12 protein-coding genes are annotated in these 18882 nt (G+C 58.9%); 5 read left to right on the top strand and 7 right to left on the bottom strand.

Features of this window, described 5'->3' with window-relative positions; all coding sequences use genetic code 11:
• The first annotated feature begins 83 nt into the window (after positions 1–83).
• A complete protein-coding gene (locus J3361_RS29755) occupies positions 84–3638 on the top strand; it encodes an RHS repeat-associated core domain-containing protein (protein ID WP_347709646.1) in 3555 nt (1184 codons plus the stop codon).
• A gap of 94 nt (positions 3639–3732) precedes the next feature.
• Here J3361_RS29755 and J3361_RS27580 read toward each other — a convergent pair whose 3' ends face one another.
• Positions 3733–5193, bottom strand: a complete 1461-nt coding sequence (locus J3361_RS27580; protein WP_207967200.1) for a hypothetical protein — start codon at positions 5191–5193, stop codon at positions 3733–3735.
• 395 nt (positions 5194–5588) lie between these two features.
• Between J3361_RS27580 and J3361_RS27575 the strand changes: the two genes are divergently transcribed.
• From J3361_RS27575 to J3361_RS27560, 4 genes are all read left to right on the top strand, one after another.
• Positions 5589–6137, top strand: a complete 549-nt coding sequence (locus tag J3361_RS27575) for a fimbrial protein (RefSeq protein ID WP_207967199.1) — start codon at positions 5589–5591, stop codon at positions 6135–6137.
• A gap of 82 nt (positions 6138–6219) precedes the next feature.
• Complete coding sequence (locus J3361_RS27570) at positions 6220–6978, top strand: molecular chaperone (protein WP_207967198.1); 759 nt, start codon at positions 6220–6222, stop codon at positions 6976–6978.
• A gap of 109 nt (positions 6979–7087) precedes the next feature.
• Entirely contained in the window at positions 7088–9520 is a 2433-nt protein-coding gene (locus J3361_RS27565) for a fimbria/pilus outer membrane usher protein (protein ID WP_243459048.1), read from the top strand.
• Between the two features lie 57 nt (positions 9521–9577).
• The gene (locus J3361_RS27560) at positions 9578–10654 is read left to right on the top strand and encodes a fimbrial protein (RefSeq protein ID WP_207967196.1); all 1077 of its coding nucleotides are present in this window, start codon (positions 9578–9580) and stop codon (positions 10652–10654) included.
• Between the two features lie 182 nt (positions 10655–10836).
• On the opposite strand, the gene J3361_RS27555 is transcribed toward J3361_RS27560, so the two are convergent.
• The 6 genes from J3361_RS27555 to cobU all read right to left on the bottom strand — a co-directional run bounded on the left by J3361_RS27555 (position 10837) and on the right by cobU (position 18345).
• Positions 10837–12921, bottom strand: a complete 2085-nt coding sequence (locus tag J3361_RS27555) for an autotransporter outer membrane beta-barrel domain-containing protein (protein ID WP_347709645.1) — start codon at positions 12919–12921, stop codon at positions 10837–10839.
• Between the two features lie 348 nt (positions 12922–13269).
• Positions 13270–15282: a hypothetical protein gene (locus J3361_RS27550; protein WP_207967194.1), complete on the bottom strand. Its 2013-nt coding sequence runs from the start codon at positions 15280–15282 to the stop codon at positions 13270–13272.
• A 183-nt stretch (positions 15283–15465) separates the two neighbouring features.
• Positions 15466–16197 carry an adenosylcobinamide-GDP ribazoletransferase gene (locus J3361_RS27545; RefSeq protein WP_207967193.1) on the bottom strand — a complete coding sequence of 244 codons (732 nt, stop codon included), beginning with the start codon at positions 16195–16197 and terminating at the stop codon, positions 15466–15468.
• A 2-nt stretch (positions 16198–16199) separates the two neighbouring features.
• Positions 16200–16775 (bottom strand): alpha-ribazole phosphatase family protein, encoded by a 576-nt coding sequence (cobC, locus tag J3361_RS27540; protein WP_207967192.1) that lies wholly within the window; start codon positions 16773–16775, stop codon positions 16200–16202.
• Positions 16772–17827, bottom strand: coding sequence for a nicotinate-nucleotide--dimethylbenzimidazole phosphoribosyltransferase (cobT, locus tag J3361_RS27535; RefSeq protein WP_207967191.1), 1056 nt, complete (start codon positions 17825–17827; stop codon positions 16772–16774). Before cobT ends, cobC begins: the two co-directional genes overlap by 4 nt.
• Complete coding sequence (cobU, locus tag J3361_RS27530) at positions 17824–18345, bottom strand: bifunctional adenosylcobinamide kinase/adenosylcobinamide-phosphate guanylyltransferase (RefSeq protein ID WP_207967190.1); 522 nt, start codon at positions 18343–18345, stop codon at positions 17824–17826. Before cobU ends, cobT begins: the two co-directional genes overlap by 4 nt.
• Between the last annotated feature and the right edge of the window lie 537 nt (positions 18346–18882).

Genomic DNA, 18882 nt, shown 5'->3' with positions numbered 1-18882 from the left:
CCCTGGCCAATGGCGTCATCGAAACCAGCACGTGGTATCCCGCTGCGGGCGGCGATGGCTGTCCGGCCGACCCGGAGGGGTTCGTGCGCAGCCTGAAGGAGCAGATCGTCAACCCCGCCCAGCCGGCTGATGGCCAGGCCCCGACGCTGTGTACCCGCTATCGCTACAAGGCTTTGCCGGAACTGGCGGGTTGCCTGTCGGAAGATTGCCCACCGCAGGAGTTGTCTCTGAAGCAATGGCTCACGGTGGAAAGCGAGACCCTGATGGAACAACATGGGACCACCGAAACTGAACTGGAACGCACGCTCTTCGAACATGTCGACGACCGCACCGATGCGTTCCTGCACGGTCAAGTCTCGCGCCGCACGGTCACGTTGAATGGCAAATCGACCCACGTCGATTACGACTACAGAAAATTTGATAGCCCCCAATTCAACGTCCCCGTGCAAGAAACCACAGAAACAATGAGCACGACGTTCGATAACGCCACGAAAGCTACCATTCGGCAACGTTCGCGACTTACATCGCAAGAACTGTTGAGGTTGGAAGACGGCTTGGAAACTCACTATTACTACGATGCGTTGAATCGAGTGACGAGGGAAGTCGCCGCCCCTGATACCGACTTCACGGCCACCCGCAACTACGAATACACCCTCAGCGCGACGAGCGGGCTACAGGCCGAACATTTAAGTATCAACGCCAGGCAACTCAAGAACCGCAGTGTGCTCGACGGATTGGGTCGTTTGATTTTCCAGGAGAGTGAGCATGTCCGTAGCGATGACTCGAAACGGACGCGACAAACCTATGAAGCTATTTATAACGCCTGGGGAGATGTGGCTGAAGAAACCGAATACGATTGGCTCGACAACGAGTCCAGAGCGCTCAAGAGCACCTTTTATTATGATGACTGGGGGCAGCAATGCTGCGTGCTCGGCCCCGACGGGGTCGAGACCCACCAGAGCATCGACCCCATCGGGACGGATGAATCCAAAGGGCCAATTCAGCGTAACTGGAGCCAGAGTACCGAACCGGACGCTATGATCAGCGGCCTGAGCGAGACCTGGCTCAACTTGTTTGACAAGCCTTCCCGGATCCGGACCCTGGATTCAGCAGAGCAAGAAGTCGCGACGCAAATCTACCTCTACGACGGCATGGGCCGTTGCACCAAATCTATAGACGCCTCGAAATACACGACCCAGTACGTCTATGACCCCTGGTCACGGCTGATCAGTAGCACGCTGCCCGATGACAGCATCGTCAAGCGCACCTATGCCGCGCACAGCACATTGGAATTACCGGAAACCATGACCGTGAGTGGTGATGGCGTCACCGAAACACGTGTGGGTGAACAAGCGTTCGACGGTTTGGGACGTCTGACCCGAAGCACAATCGGCACACGCACGGAACACTATTCCTACGATGCAGGCCATATGCAGGTCAAGACAAGAACCACGCCCGCAAACGACACCATCCAATATGATTACAACTTGACCCTCACCGACCTACCTGTCAGCACCCACGCGCCTGACGAAAATGTGGACTTTAGCTTTCATCGGACCAGTGCGCGCCTGACTGAAGCAAAAAACGGACAAGGTCGCCGCGTGTATGACTACACCGCCGCCAACCAGTTACGCGTCGAGCGTTGGGTCGACGATAACGGCACTTGGGAGACCCTTCATTCGAGTTCCATGCAAGGCCGTCCGCTCAAGCGAACCGACTTGAAACAAGAAACGAGCGCCGGGCTGGATACGATCTATGACTATGATGACGCCGCACGGGTAAAAAGCATCCGTCAGGGGCATCTTGAAGCAGCGTTCGAGTACAACCGCCTGGGCCAACTCTATCGCACCACCACCAAGGACAGCGCAGCAGACAGCACGCTGGTCACCCAATTGCAATTTGACGACCAAGGTCGCGAGAAATTGCGCACGCTCACCTTGAATCAACTGCCGCCACGTATATTGGAGCAAACCTGGCAAGTCGACGGCCTGCTGGAAAGCCGACATCTGCGGCATGATGGGGTCAGCCTGCTCAAAGAGACGTTTGCCTACGACGCCCGTGGCCGGTTGACCGAGCATCGTTGCGAAGGCAGCACGTTGCCCAGGGATAGCGAAGGGCGGGAGATCATCCATCAGATCTTCTCGTTCGATGCCCTGGACAATATCAAGCTGACGGTGACGAGATTCGCTGATAGTGAAGACGAACGAGCGATCTTCTCCTATGCGCACGATAACCCCTGCCAGTTGCAGGGCATTACCTATTCGCCGCAAAGAGCGACAGCAAATCCGACGTTCGCCTACGACCTCAATGGTTGTCAACTCAACGATGAACGTGGCCAATGCTTGAAATATGACAGCCAGAACCGCTTGTTGAGTGTCGAAAGCCCCACAGGACAGGTCGTCAATCAATACTGTTATGACGGCCACGATCATCTGGTCACGTCCAAAAAAGAGAGTGAACGTGTGGCCTTGCGCTTCTACCAGGGGGAACAACTGACCAATGTCGATCAGGGCGGTCGTCAGACCCACCTCCTCTATCACAACGGTCCCCTGGGACAACAAGCCTCGGACAACTCACAGACTTTATTGCTGCTGGCTGACGCCAACGCCAGTGTCATCGGTGAAAGCCAGCAGCAGGACCTGCGCACCGCCGTCTATAGCGCTTACGGGGAACGTCACAGTGACGACACGTTGCGAAGCCTGCTGGCGTTCAACGGCGAATTACTCGATGACGCCACGGGCTGGTACTTGCTGGGCCGCGGCTACCGGGCCTACAACCCGGGCCTGATGCGCTTCCACAGTCCCGACTCCCTCAGCCCGTTCGGCAGCGGCGGCGTGAATCCCTATACCTATTGCCTCGGCAACCCGATTGCCCTGCGTGACCCCACGGGGCATGAGGCGATCGGTTGGAGTGGCAGACGGCGCCGGACGGACGAAGACACTCCCCTGCCATCGAGTAGAGGGGGGGGGGCGGAAGGCTGGATTGGCGTGGCGATAGGGGCAGTGTTCGTTGCGCTTGGGGCTCTTGCAACCGCTCTGACATACGGCACTGCGACCCCGGCTCTCACAGCTGCGACGGTCACGTTTGCTTCGTATTTGACTGCTACTGTCCTCACCGCAGGCTCGACAGCCGCCAACGCATTGGCAGTGGCGAACCAAAATGAGGAAGCCGGTAAATGGGGGCAGTATCTGGGGTATGCAGCGTTCGTTGCGTCGATCCCCGCAATCGTTTTGGGTGCTCACCAAGGTGTAAAAGCACTCGGAGATGCGGGTAAAGCAGCGGCTGGTGCTGCGGATGCTGGTGCTGGTGCTGGTGCTGGTGCGGCTGCTCGTGCGGGTGCTGCTGGTGCTGCTGCTCCTGCTGCTAGTGCTGCTGGTGCTGCTGGAGGGATCGTAAGAACCGCTAGCTCCGTGGCTCCAAGGGCTGCTGCACCGCTCTTACGCACCGTGAGAGACAGTGCTTTGCCACTTTCTAGAACACTACCGCGAGAAATATCAGCAGAGACCTTTCGCGCTGTGCAAGGGGCCACCTTCACGATGAATAGCAATAAGAATAACTTTCTGTTAGACCGCATTGCAATGGCCAGCACTCGCCCATTTGGAGCGCGTCCGAACCAAGCAGCTCCAATTCGTTCTTAAACGACTCAGTGAGCTTCGGCGACAAAACAATCTGTTTAGCCGCCGAAGCTCGGGGCACTCCAGCTATACCGACAACCCGCTACCGAGGCAAATCTCAAGCAACCAATATCGGCGTCAACCTCGGAAAGTCCTTCCAAGTCTGCTTGGCGTCGAAGCTCATGCTCACCCGCACCTCAAGCGGACTACCAATCTTGAAACGTTGCAAATCAGTCTTCGAAATTTGCCCGGCAGAAATACGCTGAGCCACCTCCGGGACCGGGTACTCGGTCAGCACCGGAACGATGACCTGTTGATTGCCGCTGTCGACACCTCTTACCTCCACCGTAAGGAATTGGTCGACGGCCATGAAGGTCCAGCGTTCGAGTGTGAACTTGGCATAATCCCCATCATCAATGCTCCCCAAGCTCAATCCGCCGCCGGAAACCTTGTCGCACTGAATGGTGGGCAAGCCACTCAACTCGTCGACTCGCAAACTGTAGTTGTTCGACTTATGCGGCTCGACGACCCCGGGTTCGAATACCTCGTACTGTACGGAAATCGTCTTGCCCAGGTGCTGGGCAATCTTATCGCTCGGGATTTTATAGTCCCGCGAACCTGCTGGGTTCGGAGTGTCGGTACGATGCGCCCCCACGGTACCTGGCTCGGCCCATTGCACGAACACGCCCTCGCCATCATGGATGATCGCCTGCGGCGGAATGGTTACCGTCACGCCATAGGTCGCCTTTAACGGATCCAGTACGCCGCCCGACGGCCCGTTGGTGGCTTGCTTGACGCTCACGGGCGGCAAGACGCGGGGAACCGGCGTGACATCGACCTTCAATGGGTAGGGAGCGGAATAAGGACTGAAGTTACCGGCACGATCCTGCAGTCGGTAAAACGCGAAAAAGTCTCCGTCACCTCTGGCTCGGATCATGTCGCCGGCAAAATCCAAAGGCAGCGGTTGGCCGTTCTCATAGCGATACAACGTCCTCGACGCAACTTCATCGGCCGGCACCACGTTGAGCGGATTCTTGTTCCAATACCAAGTGATGATATCGCCAGGCGCATCACGTAGATAAGCAGGCACTTCTGCCCGGACCTTGTCGTCGTTGTCGAACAGGTATTGTTCGGTGACACGGCCAGTGTCGATAATCAGGCTGGAATCGTTGCCTAACAAGGGGGGGATTTCGTCGATGGTAACCGTAAGTGGCTCTGTGACAGGCAAATTGGCGCTGAACATTGTCACTTCGTACTTCAACTCATGAACGCCATGCTGGACATGCCTCGCGTCCAGATCGAACAGTAGATCCGCCGGGGGCGGACGGTTGCCAACCCCCCATTCGCTCGCGGTCCATGCCCTTTCATGAACAGGGCTGCCATTATTCCAATAGACGCGCAAATAGGAAGTGTGTCCGTCTACTGCAGAATCCTCCCAAGGAGGGATTTGTACCCTCAAGGGTCTATTCGCCAAGTTTGCCGGTAACAATCCCGTTTCATCCCAATCAGCGCTATCAGGCAGCAGCACTGATACAATCGGCTTCGGCAAATTACGACTACCTGAATGGATATCAGACATTGCAGTTCTCCTTCGAACAGGAATTATCATGCCTAGGGATAGGCCTGTTTACCCGTATGTCACAACACGACACATCTAACATAATGGGCTATACATTTGTACTAACAGAACTACTAGGTTGACAAACTCAAAACAGGTACAAAAAACGTACTCGGTGGTCCCACCGTTAAAAATGAAATCTCCTACATACAAAACCTGATGATCTGATATCGAGCTGTAAGAAAAATCCTTAAAGTCCCGTCCCGCAAACTCATCGGAACTTTCGAATAACTCAAAAGTTCTGGGCTTATTGCTTCAGGCACACAGCCGGCTTTGCAAAATATTTCCGAATAACGCAGTCGACACCGACTGCCTCACAAGGAAACCCTACTTTTTCTTACAGGTTGAACCTTCTTATGAAGAAATCCTTTTTCGCACTTCCACTGGGCATGTTGCTCACCATGGGCGTCTCTTCGGCCTTTGCCACCACCGGCACCATCAACTTCGAAGGGATGATCACCGACACCACTTGCCCGATTGAAATCATTAACCCGGAAACCGGCATCCCCGGCAACCTGGTGCGTCTGGGCCGAGTTTCCAAGAACCTGTTCACCGCCGTCGGTGCCGAAGCCGGACACCGTGAATTTGCGATGCGCGTCACGCCAGGAGCGGGTTGCACTTCCCCTGCCAAGGCCACCGTCACATTCACCGGCGTATACGGCTCGACAGGCGCCGGCAACACGCTTCACGCCCTGCGTGCAGGCAGCGGTTATGCCCGTGGTGTGGGCCTGGCAATCATAGACAACAAGGGGGCGCTGGTCGGCTATGGCGCGCCATCCGCCGAATATGCACTGGATGACACCAGCCCGACCGACATGCGTTTTTTCGCCGCCTATAAGTCGACAGCGACGGTCGAAGCGGGTTCGGCCCAGGTTGAAGTGGTGTTTACCGTCAACATCACCTGATTTGCAATCCCCCGGCGCCAGCCGGGGGCCTCGGCACGCGCCTGGGCACCCTTGGGGGGTCCAGGCCCAAGGTATCCGTTTTATGCATAGCCCAAACACTCCCCCCGTCTGGTCCAGAACGCTCGCGGCAGGCCTGCTGGTGCTCGGCCTGGTCGTCCAAACCCCGTCCAGCCAGGCGGCCTTGAGCATCAACGGCACGCGTGTGGTTGTTTCCAGCGACCAACGCAGCGCCACATTGATCGTCAGCAATCCCAGCCAGCAGACCTATGCCGTGCAAACCTGGGTCAATACCGAAAGCGACGACACCACCACCGCCGTACCTTTTATTGCCTCGCCGCCGCTGTTCCGCCTGGACCCAGGCAACGAGCAACAGGTTCAGATCAATCGCCTGCCCAATGACTTGCCCACGGATCGCGAATCGCTGTTCTTTTTCAATGTCCAGGAAATCCCCCCGGTCGACCGTTCGCAGACCAATGTGCTGAACATTGCCCTACGCACGCGGATCAAGGTGTTCCACCGTCCCGCGCACCTCAAGGAAAACCCAAGCTCACGCTTGAAGGATTTGCAATGGTCGATCAAGCGAATCAACGGCCAGGCACATTTATGGGTGAACAACCCCACACCTTTTCACGTGTCCTTCCTGCGCATTGAAGTCAGCGCCAAGGGCCAGCACCAGACCTTCAACAGCCCGGCCATGGCCTATCCGTTGTCCAGTCAGTCCTACCAGTTGGATACATTCAAGGTAGACGGAATCAGCAATCCCCAGGTGAGTTTCTCGGTAGTAGACGACTACGGAGCGCGTATCAGCCCGGCGCCCATGGCGATCCAACCGCTTCCTTGACCTTCGCGCCCTACTATCGCTGGAAAACACTATGATCCACACACTTGCACGCTACCGGCCGATGTGCCGGCGGCTCGCTCCCTTTTTTTTCATCAGCGGCGCGATCGGCATGTTCGAAGCGCGGCCCGCGCTTGCCACCGCGATGCTTGAGTTCCAGGCCGGCTTCATGCACCAGGGCGACAATGCAGGCCCGTTAGCCCTCGAAGGCCTGGCCCAAGGCCGGGAAATCGGCCCGGGGCGCTATTGGGTTGATGTCCAGATCAACCGCCATTACTTCGGCGAACGAGAGCTTGAGTTCGTTCTCGGCCCGGGCGGGCGCGAACTGTCGCCTTGCCTGAGCGCCCAGCTGCTCGAACAGCTCGGGGTCAAACTCGATAGCCTGGGTACGCCGGAGCAGGTTGACGCGACGTGCTTCGATCTGTCGGCAGCGATCGCCGATGCCAAGGTTGAATTCGATGCCAAGAAGTTGCTGCTGTCGTTGTCGGTGCCGCAGATTTTCATGCGACGAGACAAGATCGGAGTCGATCCCGAACAATGGGATGTCGGCATTAACGCCGCCTTCATCAACTATCAGGTGTCAGCCCACCAGGGCAACAGCCGCTATAGCGGCTCCACCCGCAGCGACGACCTGTACCTCAACAGCGGCATCAACCTGGGCGCCTGGCGCTTGCGCAGTAACCATGCCCTGTATCAGAACACCAACGGCCAGCGCGAGTGGACCCAGGCCTACACCTATGTCCAGCGTGATGTGCCTGGCACCCGTGCCAACCTGACACTGGGCAAAACCTTTACCGGTGGCGAGGTGTTTCGCAGCCTGCCGATCGAGGGTCTGGTCATTGCGTCCGACATGGGCATGCTGCCCGATCTGCAGCAAAGTTATGCACCGATCATTCGTGGCATGGCCCAGTCGCGTTCCAAGCTGGAAATCAAGCAAAACGGCTACCCGATCTACTCCACCTATCTCAGCGCCGGCCCCTACGAAATCGATGACCTGAGCATCGCCGGCGGCAATGGTGAACTGGAGGTGGTGCTGACCGCGGACGACGGTCAGGTTCAGCGCTTTATCCAGCCCTACGCGACGCTAGGCAACCTCTTACGCGATGGGGTCTGGCGCTATAGCACGACCTTGGGACGCTACGCGGCCGCCAGCGAGCTGGAAAGCCCGACGCTTTGGCAAGGCACCTTGGCCACGGGCAGCGCCTGGAACACCACGCTGTATGGTGGGTTGATGGGGAGTGATTTCTACCGTGCCGGTAACTTGGGTATTGCACGCGATTGGGGCCACCTGGGTGCCCTGGCGTTGGATTTCACCCATTCCAGTACCGACCTGGGCCGCGCAAGTAGCGCGCAGGTTGAAGGTATGAGCTACGCCTTGAAATACAGCAAGGCGTTTCAGACCAGTACCAGCCTGCGCTTTGCCGGTTACCGCTATTCCACCGAGGGTTACCGTGACTTCGATGAAAGCGTGCGCGAGCGCAGCCGCAATGGCAAATTCGCCGGTAGCCGGCGCAGTCGCCTGGAAGCATCCCTGTTCCAGAACTTCGGGCGGTCAAGCTCGGTCAATCTAACCCTGTCGCAGGATGATTACTGGAACAGCCACCCGGCACAACGCCAGTTCCAATTCAACCTGAGTACCCAATACCAAAAAATCAGCTACAACCTGTTTGCCTCGCAGTCGCTCAGCGATGAACGCAATGGCAGCCGTCGGCAGGCTGGTTTGAGCATTTCCTTTCCATTGGAATTCGGCCACTCGAACAGCGCGACCCTGGGGTTCCAGGACAATGCAGGGCGCTACAGCCAGACCGCCCGGCTGAACGGCAGCACCGATCAGAATCGACTCAATTACAGCGCAGCCTTGAGCAACAGCGACGACGACCAGCGCTCGGCCACCCTGGCCCTCGGTTACCAGGCACCGTTTGGCAGCTTCGGAGGCGGTTACACCCAGGGCAACGGCTATCGCAGCCTGTCACTGAATGCCAGCGGCGCACTTTTGTTACATGGCGATGGCCTCGAAATGGGCCCCTATCTGGGGGAGACCATGGGCCTGGTGCACGTGCCCGATACCCCAGGCGTCGGGGTGGCAAATGCCACCGGCGTGCACACCAATGCCCGGGGATATGCGCTGGCGCCGCATCTGCGTCCCTACCGGCAGAACCAAGTGGCGCTGCAGACCGACCAGTTAGACGCGGAAGTAGAAATCGACAATGGCGTTGCCCATGTCGTGCCTCGCCGGGGTGTCGTGGTCAAGGCCACCTTCGCTGCGCGCAAAGTCAACCGGCTCGTACTCACGGGGCACCTGCGCGATGGTCAGCCGCTGCCATTCGGTGCCCAGGTCAGCGATGCCCAGGGTGAACGACTCGGCGTGGTAGGCCAGGGCGGACAAATCATGCTCACCACCAGCGCCGAAGCGCAAACGCTGAAGGTGCGCTGGGGACAAGAGACCGGGCAGCACTGTTACTTGCCGATCACACCGCAACACATCGAGCCGGTGCAAGGCTATCGGCTACAGACCTTGACCTGCCTTGAACCTACCGCGCACTAACGTCTTTTGCGAGGCGGAGCACCGCTGCGCCCTCGTCGATAAACCAGGATACGAGCAATGAAATCATCACCACGAACACTGGCCGGGCTCTTCGCCCTGCTAGCGGCCTGCCAGGTCGAAATGGCCACGGCGGCCAGTTTCTGCCGCTGGGTGACCTCGGCCGGCAGCATGACCTTTCGCTTGAATGCGGGATCTGTCTATGTTCCCAGGGATGCGGCAGCCGGACACGTGATCGGTGAGTTCGACCGATCCTTTGCGGTGCCCAATGCCGAGGGGCAGAGCATTCACTGCGAGAATGATGTCAGCTCGACCTTGACCTTCAATGCGATGGCTACCGCCCCGCTGTTCCCCGGCGACTTGCCGCCGGTCAATGGCGAGGATGTGAATGGCAAGGTGTTCATGACCGGAATCGATGGCATCGGCGCACGGATCAAGTTGGAACATCCTTTCGACGGCATGGCCACCGATGCCTTTGTGCCCATCACTGAACCCACGGTACCGTTCAATGCCTTGCTTCGAACCGAAGTCCCTGCTACGGCGCCGCTGCGCATCGATCAATTAAGGGGCAAACTCACGCTGATCAAAACGGGCCCGATAGCACCTGGGCCACACACTTTCGACAAGGCGTTGTTCGGCACTCGGTTCACCAATCTCGGCAATGGGTTCGGTTTCCAGCTGAGCGGCACCGTGCTTCAAGCCCAGTGCGGGGTTTCCAGCGTCAGTGCCAATCCGGTGTCACTGGGTGACTGGCGCACCTCGGACTTCGGCGCGGTCGGCTCGACCACCGATGCAATGCCATTCAATATCACTTTGGGCAACTGCGACGCCGACCCCGGCGATATCAATGTTGCCTGGGCCAATATTCGCCTGGAGCCCACCAATGGTTCAATGCCGATTCCCGGAGTGGAAGGCGGCTTTACCCTCGGTGCAGGCTCGGGAGCCAGTGGCGTCGGAATCCAGATTCTCAAGGCCGATGGTCTGACCCCCATAGCCCTGCAGCGCGAGGTGCCCCTGGCGGCCATCTCACCGGGGACCACGGTACTGGACCTCAGTGCGCGCCTGTACCAGACCGATCCCCGCGTGGATGCGGGAACGGTGAAAGGGTCATTGAATTTCACGGTCAGTTTTCATTGAATGTCGCCCCCCAAATGTTGAGGTGATGCGACACCGTGGAAGGAGATGGCCGGCCCTCCATTGAATGGTTCCTTGCTCCAATACCCAGTGATGACATCGCCAGGCCCATCGAGGGTGTGTCGTTAACCTCAAGGCGAAAAAAAGGGCTGGAAAACCCAGCCCTTTTCGATTACCAACCTACATCACCAAGCATAAGTAGCGCCGAAGTTGACGCCCCAAGGCTGCTTGATCTTGTCGCCATGGCTGTAGTCAAGATCGGCGTGCAACTGGACCTTGTCCGAGACCTTCATCGCCACCCCGCCTCCCAATGCCAGACGCGAACCGGACAGGTCATTGTCAAAGGTGGTGCTGTTGACTTTAACGTCATTGTTCTTGGCAAACTCATGCACCACGGCCGCTTTCAGGTAGGGTTGGAGGATCTGCCCGCCACCCAGATCGATATCGCGCCCTACGGTAGCACCCGCAGTGCCCAGCAACGAATGACTGCGGCTGCCATCGGCGCTCATGCCATTGTCCAGGGTGTATTTCTTACCCTGTACCACCAGCGCAGCGGCCTGGACGTAGGGTTCGACAAAATAGCCGTCTTCGAGCTTGATATGCCGACCAAATTCCAAGGTGGTACCCAGGCCATGGGTGTCATAGCGACCCTTGGCCTTGGCGCCATCGCTGAGGGCGACGTCGGACTTGTTCTGGAAACGGTTGAGCTTGAGCACGCCGTCGAAATAGTAGCCAGTATCGGCATCCAGCCAGGTGGCGTAGGAACCGACGTAGAAGCTGTCGACCTCACCCGAGGTGCCGTGCTTCATTTGCAGGTCGGAACGGCTGTAGCCACCCAGAAGGCCGATGACCCACTGGCCATCGCCCAGTGCCGGTACCGGGGTGTCCACACCCAGGCTCAAGCCCTGTTGGGTCTGCTTGTAAGCCATGCCGGAATCGGCGGAAACATCGAAGCGATTGCCGTAGGCGCGCATCCAACCGCCGGTTTGGCCGCTGTTCATGCGCACTTCGCCCATGCGGCTGCGCAAGGTGCTCAGTTCGCCATACCAGACCGAACGCGAAGCGTCGAACAACGCCAGCACCGAGGCGGTGCCCGGGCTGATTACCTTGCGGATGGCGTCCAGGTACCAGTCGTTGCCGCCGACCTGCAGCAGGTCGTAAGAATAGGTACCCAGGTCAACCCGGCCATTGAGCAGCGAAAACGAGGCGTCGCCGCTGGCGGTATGCACCACGTGGATCTGCTTATCCGAAAGAGGATCGGCACCGCTGCTGGAAACATCCAGGGTATGGCTGCCGGTCGCCGACCCAGTCACGTCAAGAAAGTCGGTCTCACCGGAGGCAAAGTTGGTGTGCATGATGAAATTGCCGTTGCCGCTGAGGTTTTCCACCGATAGATTGAAATAGTCCCCGGGCTGGCCGAACTGCACCGAACCGCCGGCCATATTCAGGTTTTGGAGCTGGCCGTCCTCGACCATGATCCACTTGCCCTGGCTATTGAGGGCCAGGGTCTCCACATTCTGCAGACGCCCGGTCAACGTCGCGAAATTCTGCAAGGTGATATGGCCAGTGCCGCCTGCTTCGACGATCACATCGCCCGTCAGGTCGCTGTTGTCCACGGTGGTATTGGCGAGGGCACCCCTCCCGACCGCCAGTAGCACACCGTTACCGCCCACCAAGGTCGAGCCATTTTTAATCAGGATGTCGGCCGGCTCCCCTGTAGCAGCGGAGTCGATCACACTGATGGCCGCGCCGGTCAAACCTTCGACACGGGTGCCATCGAGCTCCAGCGTACGGGGCGCGGTAACATCACCGCTGGTGAACATCTGGATACCGTTCGCGCCACCGGTAATGCTGCTATCACGTGCAATCACCGAAGCCTCGGTCATTTGCAACCCGTTACCCCTGGTATCGGTCGCCGTAACAGCCGTTCGCGACAGCTCGAGTACCCCCAGGCTCGCGACCGTCACCCCACGTCTGCCGCCGGTAATCGAACTGTCGGCAACGGTGGCTTTCGCACCGACACCCGAACCGATGGCGTGGCCAAGGAAAAGCCCCGAACCGGTGCTGACGATGGTGCTGCCGTTGATGTTCGCGCTGCTCGCTAACAGGTTGACACCGTCTTTGCTCCCTGTGGCGTTAACAGCCGAACCGTTCAGGTTGAGGACAGAACCAGACTTCAAATCGATTTCTTTGGTGCTCGCGCCGTTAGCGGTAAGCTGGGCATTGTTGAGCAGCGAATAGCTTTCCAACCGCGTGTTGCCATCGATCACCACTGGGGGTCCACCATCGATAATTCGCGCAAATGCTTCGGCGCTAACCATCAGAAAAGGCGCAATGGAAAGCAGTTTCAAGGCATGGGACAGCGGGAGCAAAGCAAAAGGATGTGTACACTTCATGGAAAGCACCGTTGAGAAATTCCAGTTAAACCCCGCGCCGTAGAAATTAATGATGATGCGCACGACACGATTGAACAGGCGCCGCAGACTACAGATCGGCGCGGACGACCTATGTAGGACTAATCCTTTTCTCGTAGGGATTATTCTTAACTTCCGTCGTTGATCGGTGCTGTTCCGTTGCCCCGGGCTTACTGTTTTCAGTCCCGGGGCAATGGCTCTACATCAACGTCGTGGGATTTCCGGCAGCCTGCATGTTGCCCCGTCTGAGCCCAAGGCAATGGACATGGGTCGTTTAGTGATTCTCGAGTCCTTCGGCACACCACCGACCGGCGTGGTGTAGTCAATTTCCGCGCGGCTATAACGGTTTTGCGCTAATGCGTCGGAGGGAAGGACATGATCGTCATATTCGATGAACCATGGGATGCCCGCTGTCTGGGCATCATCCGGAATGATCATAGCGTCGTCCTTATTCACTTCAGAAATAAGGTCCCCCCCGACCACTTGATAAACTCTCCAGCGCAAATTGATCGTTTGACCCGGCTCAAGGTTGGTAGACGGCGGAACAGTCACGCGATAGCCAACCTCGCCAGCAACAACGTCCAAATTATTGCAGTTGAGAAAGTCGTTTTCTCCCCACGCGCCGGGGAAGAGCGGCGCATCGGGAATAATTGGAATAGCATCGACCTTGACGTAGGTGGGCCTGGATTCCTGATCATTGTTCGGAAAGGCGGCATGGCTCATCACATAATGAACAGGCAATTGTGAATCGCTTTTTCCGTCCAGAATTTCGTCCCAGGTGATCTCGATATTGATCTCATAATCGTCACCTTCCGTGCCATCAGCCTCATAGCTGTCAGCTACTTCAACGCCCTTCCAATACAAGGTAAAGGTATCGCCATTGACCATCGGATCCGGCGCCATGATTTTGGCCGTTGCTGATTTACCCTCGTCCGCTGCGGGCAATTCATTTTCTAGGCCTGATTCGCCGTAAACTTTCACCAACTCCAAGACAGGGTTGACTGGATCGGGGTCAGGATCCCCAGGTTCGATCGGACCGGTTATGGAAAAATCGACATTGATAGGTATCGTTGCAGGTGTGGGCTTAAAATCAACCTGAGGCGCACGCTCGACCCGGTAGCCGACGTCGACGACTTGCACGCCTCCAACGGCAGAGTCGTACGCGGCCTTTAAATGCGTCCAGCTTACGGGTATCGAAAATACCGGCTTCGGCACTTCCCCTACTGGATGAGGCAGCAGCAATGAATCGCCCCACTCGACAAATATCTGGTCCTCGGGGTGATGATTATCATAAAGAGGAATGTCCACTGTAACGCCAGCAGCGGCATCGGCGCGATTGATCATTAAATCAGCGTGCAAAGGCACTGAATGAGGTTTCAGATTGGTTGGCAGTGGACCCAAGGCAACAGACACACTTTCGACCCGCGCTAATTTGCTGACATTGCCTGCGGGATCCCTCAGGACGTAGGTCACATAATGAGTACCTGATCCGAGTGCTTCGATTGCGCTCCGGGGGATGATCACTTTTCGGTCAGCTGGCAACAGCGTAGATAAGACGGGGACAATGTTTTCACTCGGTTCTGGAGGCGAGTCGCCCCAACCTATCGCTACCCAGATGCGTGATTTATCAGGGTCAGTGAAATCCGGAATTTCGCAGGCGACTCCCCTTTCATCAGTCAAGGTCTCGTCTGTAATGGGTTTGGAAGTCAGCAAAATTTTTGGCGGGGTATCAGCCGGGTCGAGACGGTCGCCATACGGTGCCGTTCGATCCAAGCGAATGGGAACTTCGAACGACCAATCTAAATTATTGCTCCACAGCTGCACGTGATAACGAAAAAAGAACTGCCCTTCTTGGCCCTCGAAATGTTCCAAGGCAATTTCACGCGACAGAGGAAAAGAGACGGAGCCATGATTCGAGAGTTCTTCCGTGTCACTGATGTCATGAAAGTCAGTCTCATTAGCGCGACGCCATTGCAACGTTAGGTGAGAGGAATATTCCGTAGGGTCGCCTGGGGTGCCCTCTAAAGCAAATGCTGGAATTTCCACTGCTATTGGAGCGTCGAGCCTGGCTTTCGGAAGCAGCCCGTCTGGATGACCGGCTATCGCATGGATAACGGTTGGCCGCGTCATCTCTCCGGGATCTTGCCGCGCTGCCAGTAATCGCCTATAAGCTTGCCGAGCCTCTTCACCTTGACGTGTTCTGTATACCTTAGTCATTGCCGGTTCTCTCTCTAGACTCGAATCAGGTTCAGCCATGGGCAAGCCATGGTCAGGAATAGATCCGGCCATCTGATCGCGACAACAGTCCGCAGACACTTCGATAGCTGAGGCCTTGAACGAATTAAGCGCCAGATTTCAACGAGGCGATACTGTCAGAGTTGACAGGTGCCCAAGGCAAACTCAGCCCAACACCACCGCCACCAACACCCCCACTTCAAGCACCTCCAACAGCGCCCCAGCCGTATCCCCGGTGCAGCCCCCAAGCCTGCGCAACATCATCCGCCGCAAGCCCACGAACACCGCCAAGCCAACGACCAGCCCACAGACACCCGCCCATCCCGCCAGCAGCACGCAGCCCAACGCCCCTCCCAGCAACACCCACCAACCGGCGTTCCGGGGCAGATGATCGGCCAGGGCCTGGCCCAACCCACCGGCCCGCACATACGGCGTGGTCAGGAATAGGCCCAGCAACGCCGCACGCCCCAGCACCGGCACGATGATCAAGGCCACTGTTTGCCCCTGCTCGATCAACGCCAGCAGCGCGCTGAACTTGAGCAGCAGCACCAACACCAGGGTGATCACCGCGATCGGCCCACTGCGCGGGTCCTTCATGATCAGCAGCGTACGCTCGCGATCGCCAAAACCACCGAGCCAGGCGTCGGCGCTGTCGGCCAGGCCGTCGAGGTGCAGGCCGCCGCTGAGCAACACCCACGCGGTCAGCAAGAGTGCGGCGTGCAGCAACGGCGGCGCCCCCAGCAGCAGTGCATCGAGCAGCCACAGCACGGCGCCGAACACCAGCCCCACCACCGGATAGAACAGCAGCGAACGACCCAGTTGCTCGGGCTCGGGCATGCCGGGTAGGCGCACCGGCAAGCTGCTGAGAAATTGCAGGGCGATCCAGAAGGGCAACATGTTCAAACCACCTCTTCGAGCACTGAACCTGCCGACACCGTCAGGGAAAACAGCGCGCCGTGGGCCACTTCGACGTTGAGCAACTGCTCCCGAGGCAGGCCTCGGGCCTGGGCCAGCAGCAGGCGCATCACACCGCCATGGCTGACCAGCAACACTCGTTGGCCGGCATAGGCGGCGTGCACGCGTGCGACCGCCGCCAGCACGCGGCTGGAAAACGCCAGCACCGGCTCGCCTTCCGGCGGCGTGAAGGCATAGGGATCGGCCCAGAACTGGCCCAGTGCCTCGGCATCGGTGTCCATCAACGCCGCCGCGCTGCGGCCTTCCCAGGCGCCGAAATGCAGCTCTTGCAGGTCTTTGTCGAGGTGCACCGGCAGGTTGAGCCGGGCACCGAGTTGCTCGGCGAAACGGGCGCAGCGCTGCAAGGGCGAACTCGCCACGCGATCCCAGGGCCCGCCTTGGGCGACGGCGGTGTGCATCTGCTCCCAACCCCTGACCGTCAAGGCGTCGTCGAGGCTGCCGCGCAAGCCGCCGCCCAGTTCGGTTTCGCCGTGACGCAGCAGGTCCAGGCGCAAGGTCATGCCGGGCGGTCCGCCACGGCCGCTTCGGCAAAGGTCGCCATCTGCCCGTGCAGGTCACAGGCCAGGCGCAGCAGCGGCACTGCCAACGCCGCGCCACTGCCCTCGCCCAGGCGCAGGCCGAGGTCCAGCAATGGTTCGGCGCCAAGGGTTTCCAGCACGTGACGATGGCCCGGTTCGGCGCCGCGATGGGCGAACAGCAACCACGGCCGGCACGCCGGATTGAGGCGCACCGCCACCAGGGCCGCGACGCTGCAGATGAAGCCATCCACCAGCACGGCGACGCCCTGCTGGGCACAGGCCAGGTACGCGCCAACCAACGCGGCGATTTCAAAACCGCCGAGGTTGAACAGGGTCTGCAACGGGTCGTGACCCTGGGCAGCGTACAACGCCAGGGCCCGTTCGATCACCTGGGTCTTGCGGCTGACACCCGCCGCGTCCAACCCCGTGCCCGGCCCGACCAGATGTGCCACGGGGCAGTCGAGCAACGCACAGGCCAGGGCGCTGGCGGCGGTGGTGTTGCCGATGCCCATCTCGCCGCCGATGAACAATTGCGTGCCGGCGGCGACGGCACGCGCCACGCTGTCACGTCCTGCCTGCAAGGCCTGTTCGCCCTGGCTCGGGGTCATGGCCGGGCCTTGGGCGAAATTCGCCGTGCCCGGTCCGACGTTCAGGTGTCGCACACCGGGCAAGTCCAGCGATGGCGTGACGGTGCCGAGGTCGACCACTTCCAGGGACGCGCCCAGTTGTCGCGCCAGGACGCTGATGGCCGCGCCGCCGCTGACGAAGTTGAGCAGCATCTGTCCGGTGACCTCTTGGGGAAAAGCCGATACGCCCTCGGCCACTACGCCATGGTCACCGGCGAAAATCGCGATCCATATGTGGTCCAGGCGTGGCTTGACCTGTCCTTGCAGGCCCGCCAGTTGCACCGCCACCGATTCCAGCTGCCCCAGGGAGCCGGCCGGTTTGGTCAACTGTTGCTGACGGGCCGTGGCCTGTTCCAGGGCTTGGGTATCGACGGGTTTGCAGGGGTCCAGCCACCAGCAGTGGTTCATAACGCAGTACCTTTGAGAGTCAGGGGCAGGCCGGCGACGGTCAGCACGACGCGCTGACAACGTTCGGCCAAGGCTTGATGCAGCCAACCGGCTTCATCGACGTAACGGCGCGTCAGCTCGCCCAGCGGCACGACACCCATGCCGGTTTCGTTGCTGACGAAGATGATTTCCCCGGGCAGCGTGGCCAGGCTGTCCAGCAGCGCTTCGCGCTCGGTGTTCAGTTGCTCGGGGTCGTCGAGCATCAGCAGGTTGGTTAGCCATAGCGTCAGGCAATCCACCAGCAGGCATCGCCCGGGGGCGGCGTTTTCTCGCAGAGCTCGGGCCAGGGCCAAGGGCTCCTCCACCAGTGCCCAATCGGCCGGGCGACGGACGCGGTGCTGGGCGATGCGCGCGTTCATCTCGCCGTCCAGAGGTTGGCTGGTGGCGATATAGGTCACTGGCAGTTGAGTGTCTGTGGCGAGTTTTTCCGCCAGGCGACTCTTGCCGGAGCGGGCGCCGCCGAGGATCAGTTGCAGCATGGGTTGTTACCTTTTATTTGGCGGAGTGGCGGCTGGCCTCTTCGCGAGCAAGCCCGCTCCCACAGGGGATTTATGTACACCTGCAAATCCCAGTGTTGGAACATTGGCTACCTTTTATTGGCTGTGTGGCTGCCGGCCCCATCGCGAGCAGGCTCGCTCCCACAGGGTCTTGTGTATGCCCACAAGTCCAATGTGGAGCATGGGCTATTACCTCTTATTAGCGGTGTGGCTGCCGGTCCCATCGCGAGCAGGCTCGCTCCCACAGTTGAACTAGGGTGTACATGAATTTTGTGTTCATCAGAGATCCAATGTGGGAGCGGGCTTGCTCGCGATGAGGCCAGCCCAGCCACCGCAAATCCCACAGAGCCCACACCGGATCTGCTGCATACACCAATCCCCTGTGGGAGCGAGCTTGCTCGCGATGAGGCCAGCCCAGCCACCGCAAATCCCACAGAGCCCACACCGGATCTGCTGCATACACCAATCCCCTGTGGGAGCGAGCTTGCTCGCGATGAGGCCAGCCCAGCCACCGCAAAT

The sequence above is a fragment of the Pseudomonas sp. OA65 genome (assembly GCF_017498305.1).
Lineage (GTDB): Bacteria > Pseudomonadota > Gammaproteobacteria > Pseudomonadales > Pseudomonadaceae > Aquipseudomonas > Aquipseudomonas zanjanensis.
This window is presented reverse-complemented; position numbering and strand designations above follow the sequence as displayed.

Bases quoted from the DNA above. Each gene is read 5' to 3' on its own strand.
- cobT (WP_207967191.1), bottom strand. From the start codon at position 17,827: ATGAACCACTGCTGGTGGCTGGACCCCTGCAAACCCGTCGATACCCAA.
- cobC (WP_207967192.1), bottom strand. From the start codon at position 16,775: ATGACCTTGCGCCTGGACCTGCTGCGTCACGGCGAAACCGAACTGGGC.
- J3361_RS27570 (WP_207967198.1), top strand. From the start codon at position 6,220: ATGCATAGCCCAAACACTCCCCCCGTCTGGTCCAGAACGCTCGCGGCA.
- J3361_RS27550 (WP_207967194.1), bottom strand. From the start codon at position 15,282: ATGACTAAGGTATACAGAACACGTCAAGGTGAAGAGGCTCGGCAAGCT.
- J3361_RS27575 (WP_207967199.1), top strand. From the start codon at position 5,589: ATGAAGAAATCCTTTTTCGCACTTCCACTGGGCATGTTGCTCACCATG.
- cobU (WP_207967190.1), bottom strand. From the start codon at position 18,345: ATGCTGCAACTGATCCTCGGCGGCGCCCGCTCCGGCAAGAGTCGCCTG.
- J3361_RS27580 (WP_207967200.1), bottom strand. From the start codon at position 5,193: ATGTCTGATATCCATTCAGGTAGTCGTAATTTGCCGAAGCCGATTGTA.
- J3361_RS27565 (WP_243459048.1), top strand. From the start codon at position 7,088: ATGTTCGAAGCGCGGCCCGCGCTTGCCACCGCGATGCTTGAGTTCCAG.
- J3361_RS27545 (WP_207967193.1), bottom strand. From the start codon at position 16,197: ATGTTGCCCTTCTGGATCGCCCTGCAATTTCTCAGCAGCTTGCCGGTG.
- J3361_RS27560 (WP_207967196.1), top strand. From the start codon at position 9,578: ATGAAATCATCACCACGAACACTGGCCGGGCTCTTCGCCCTGCTAGCG.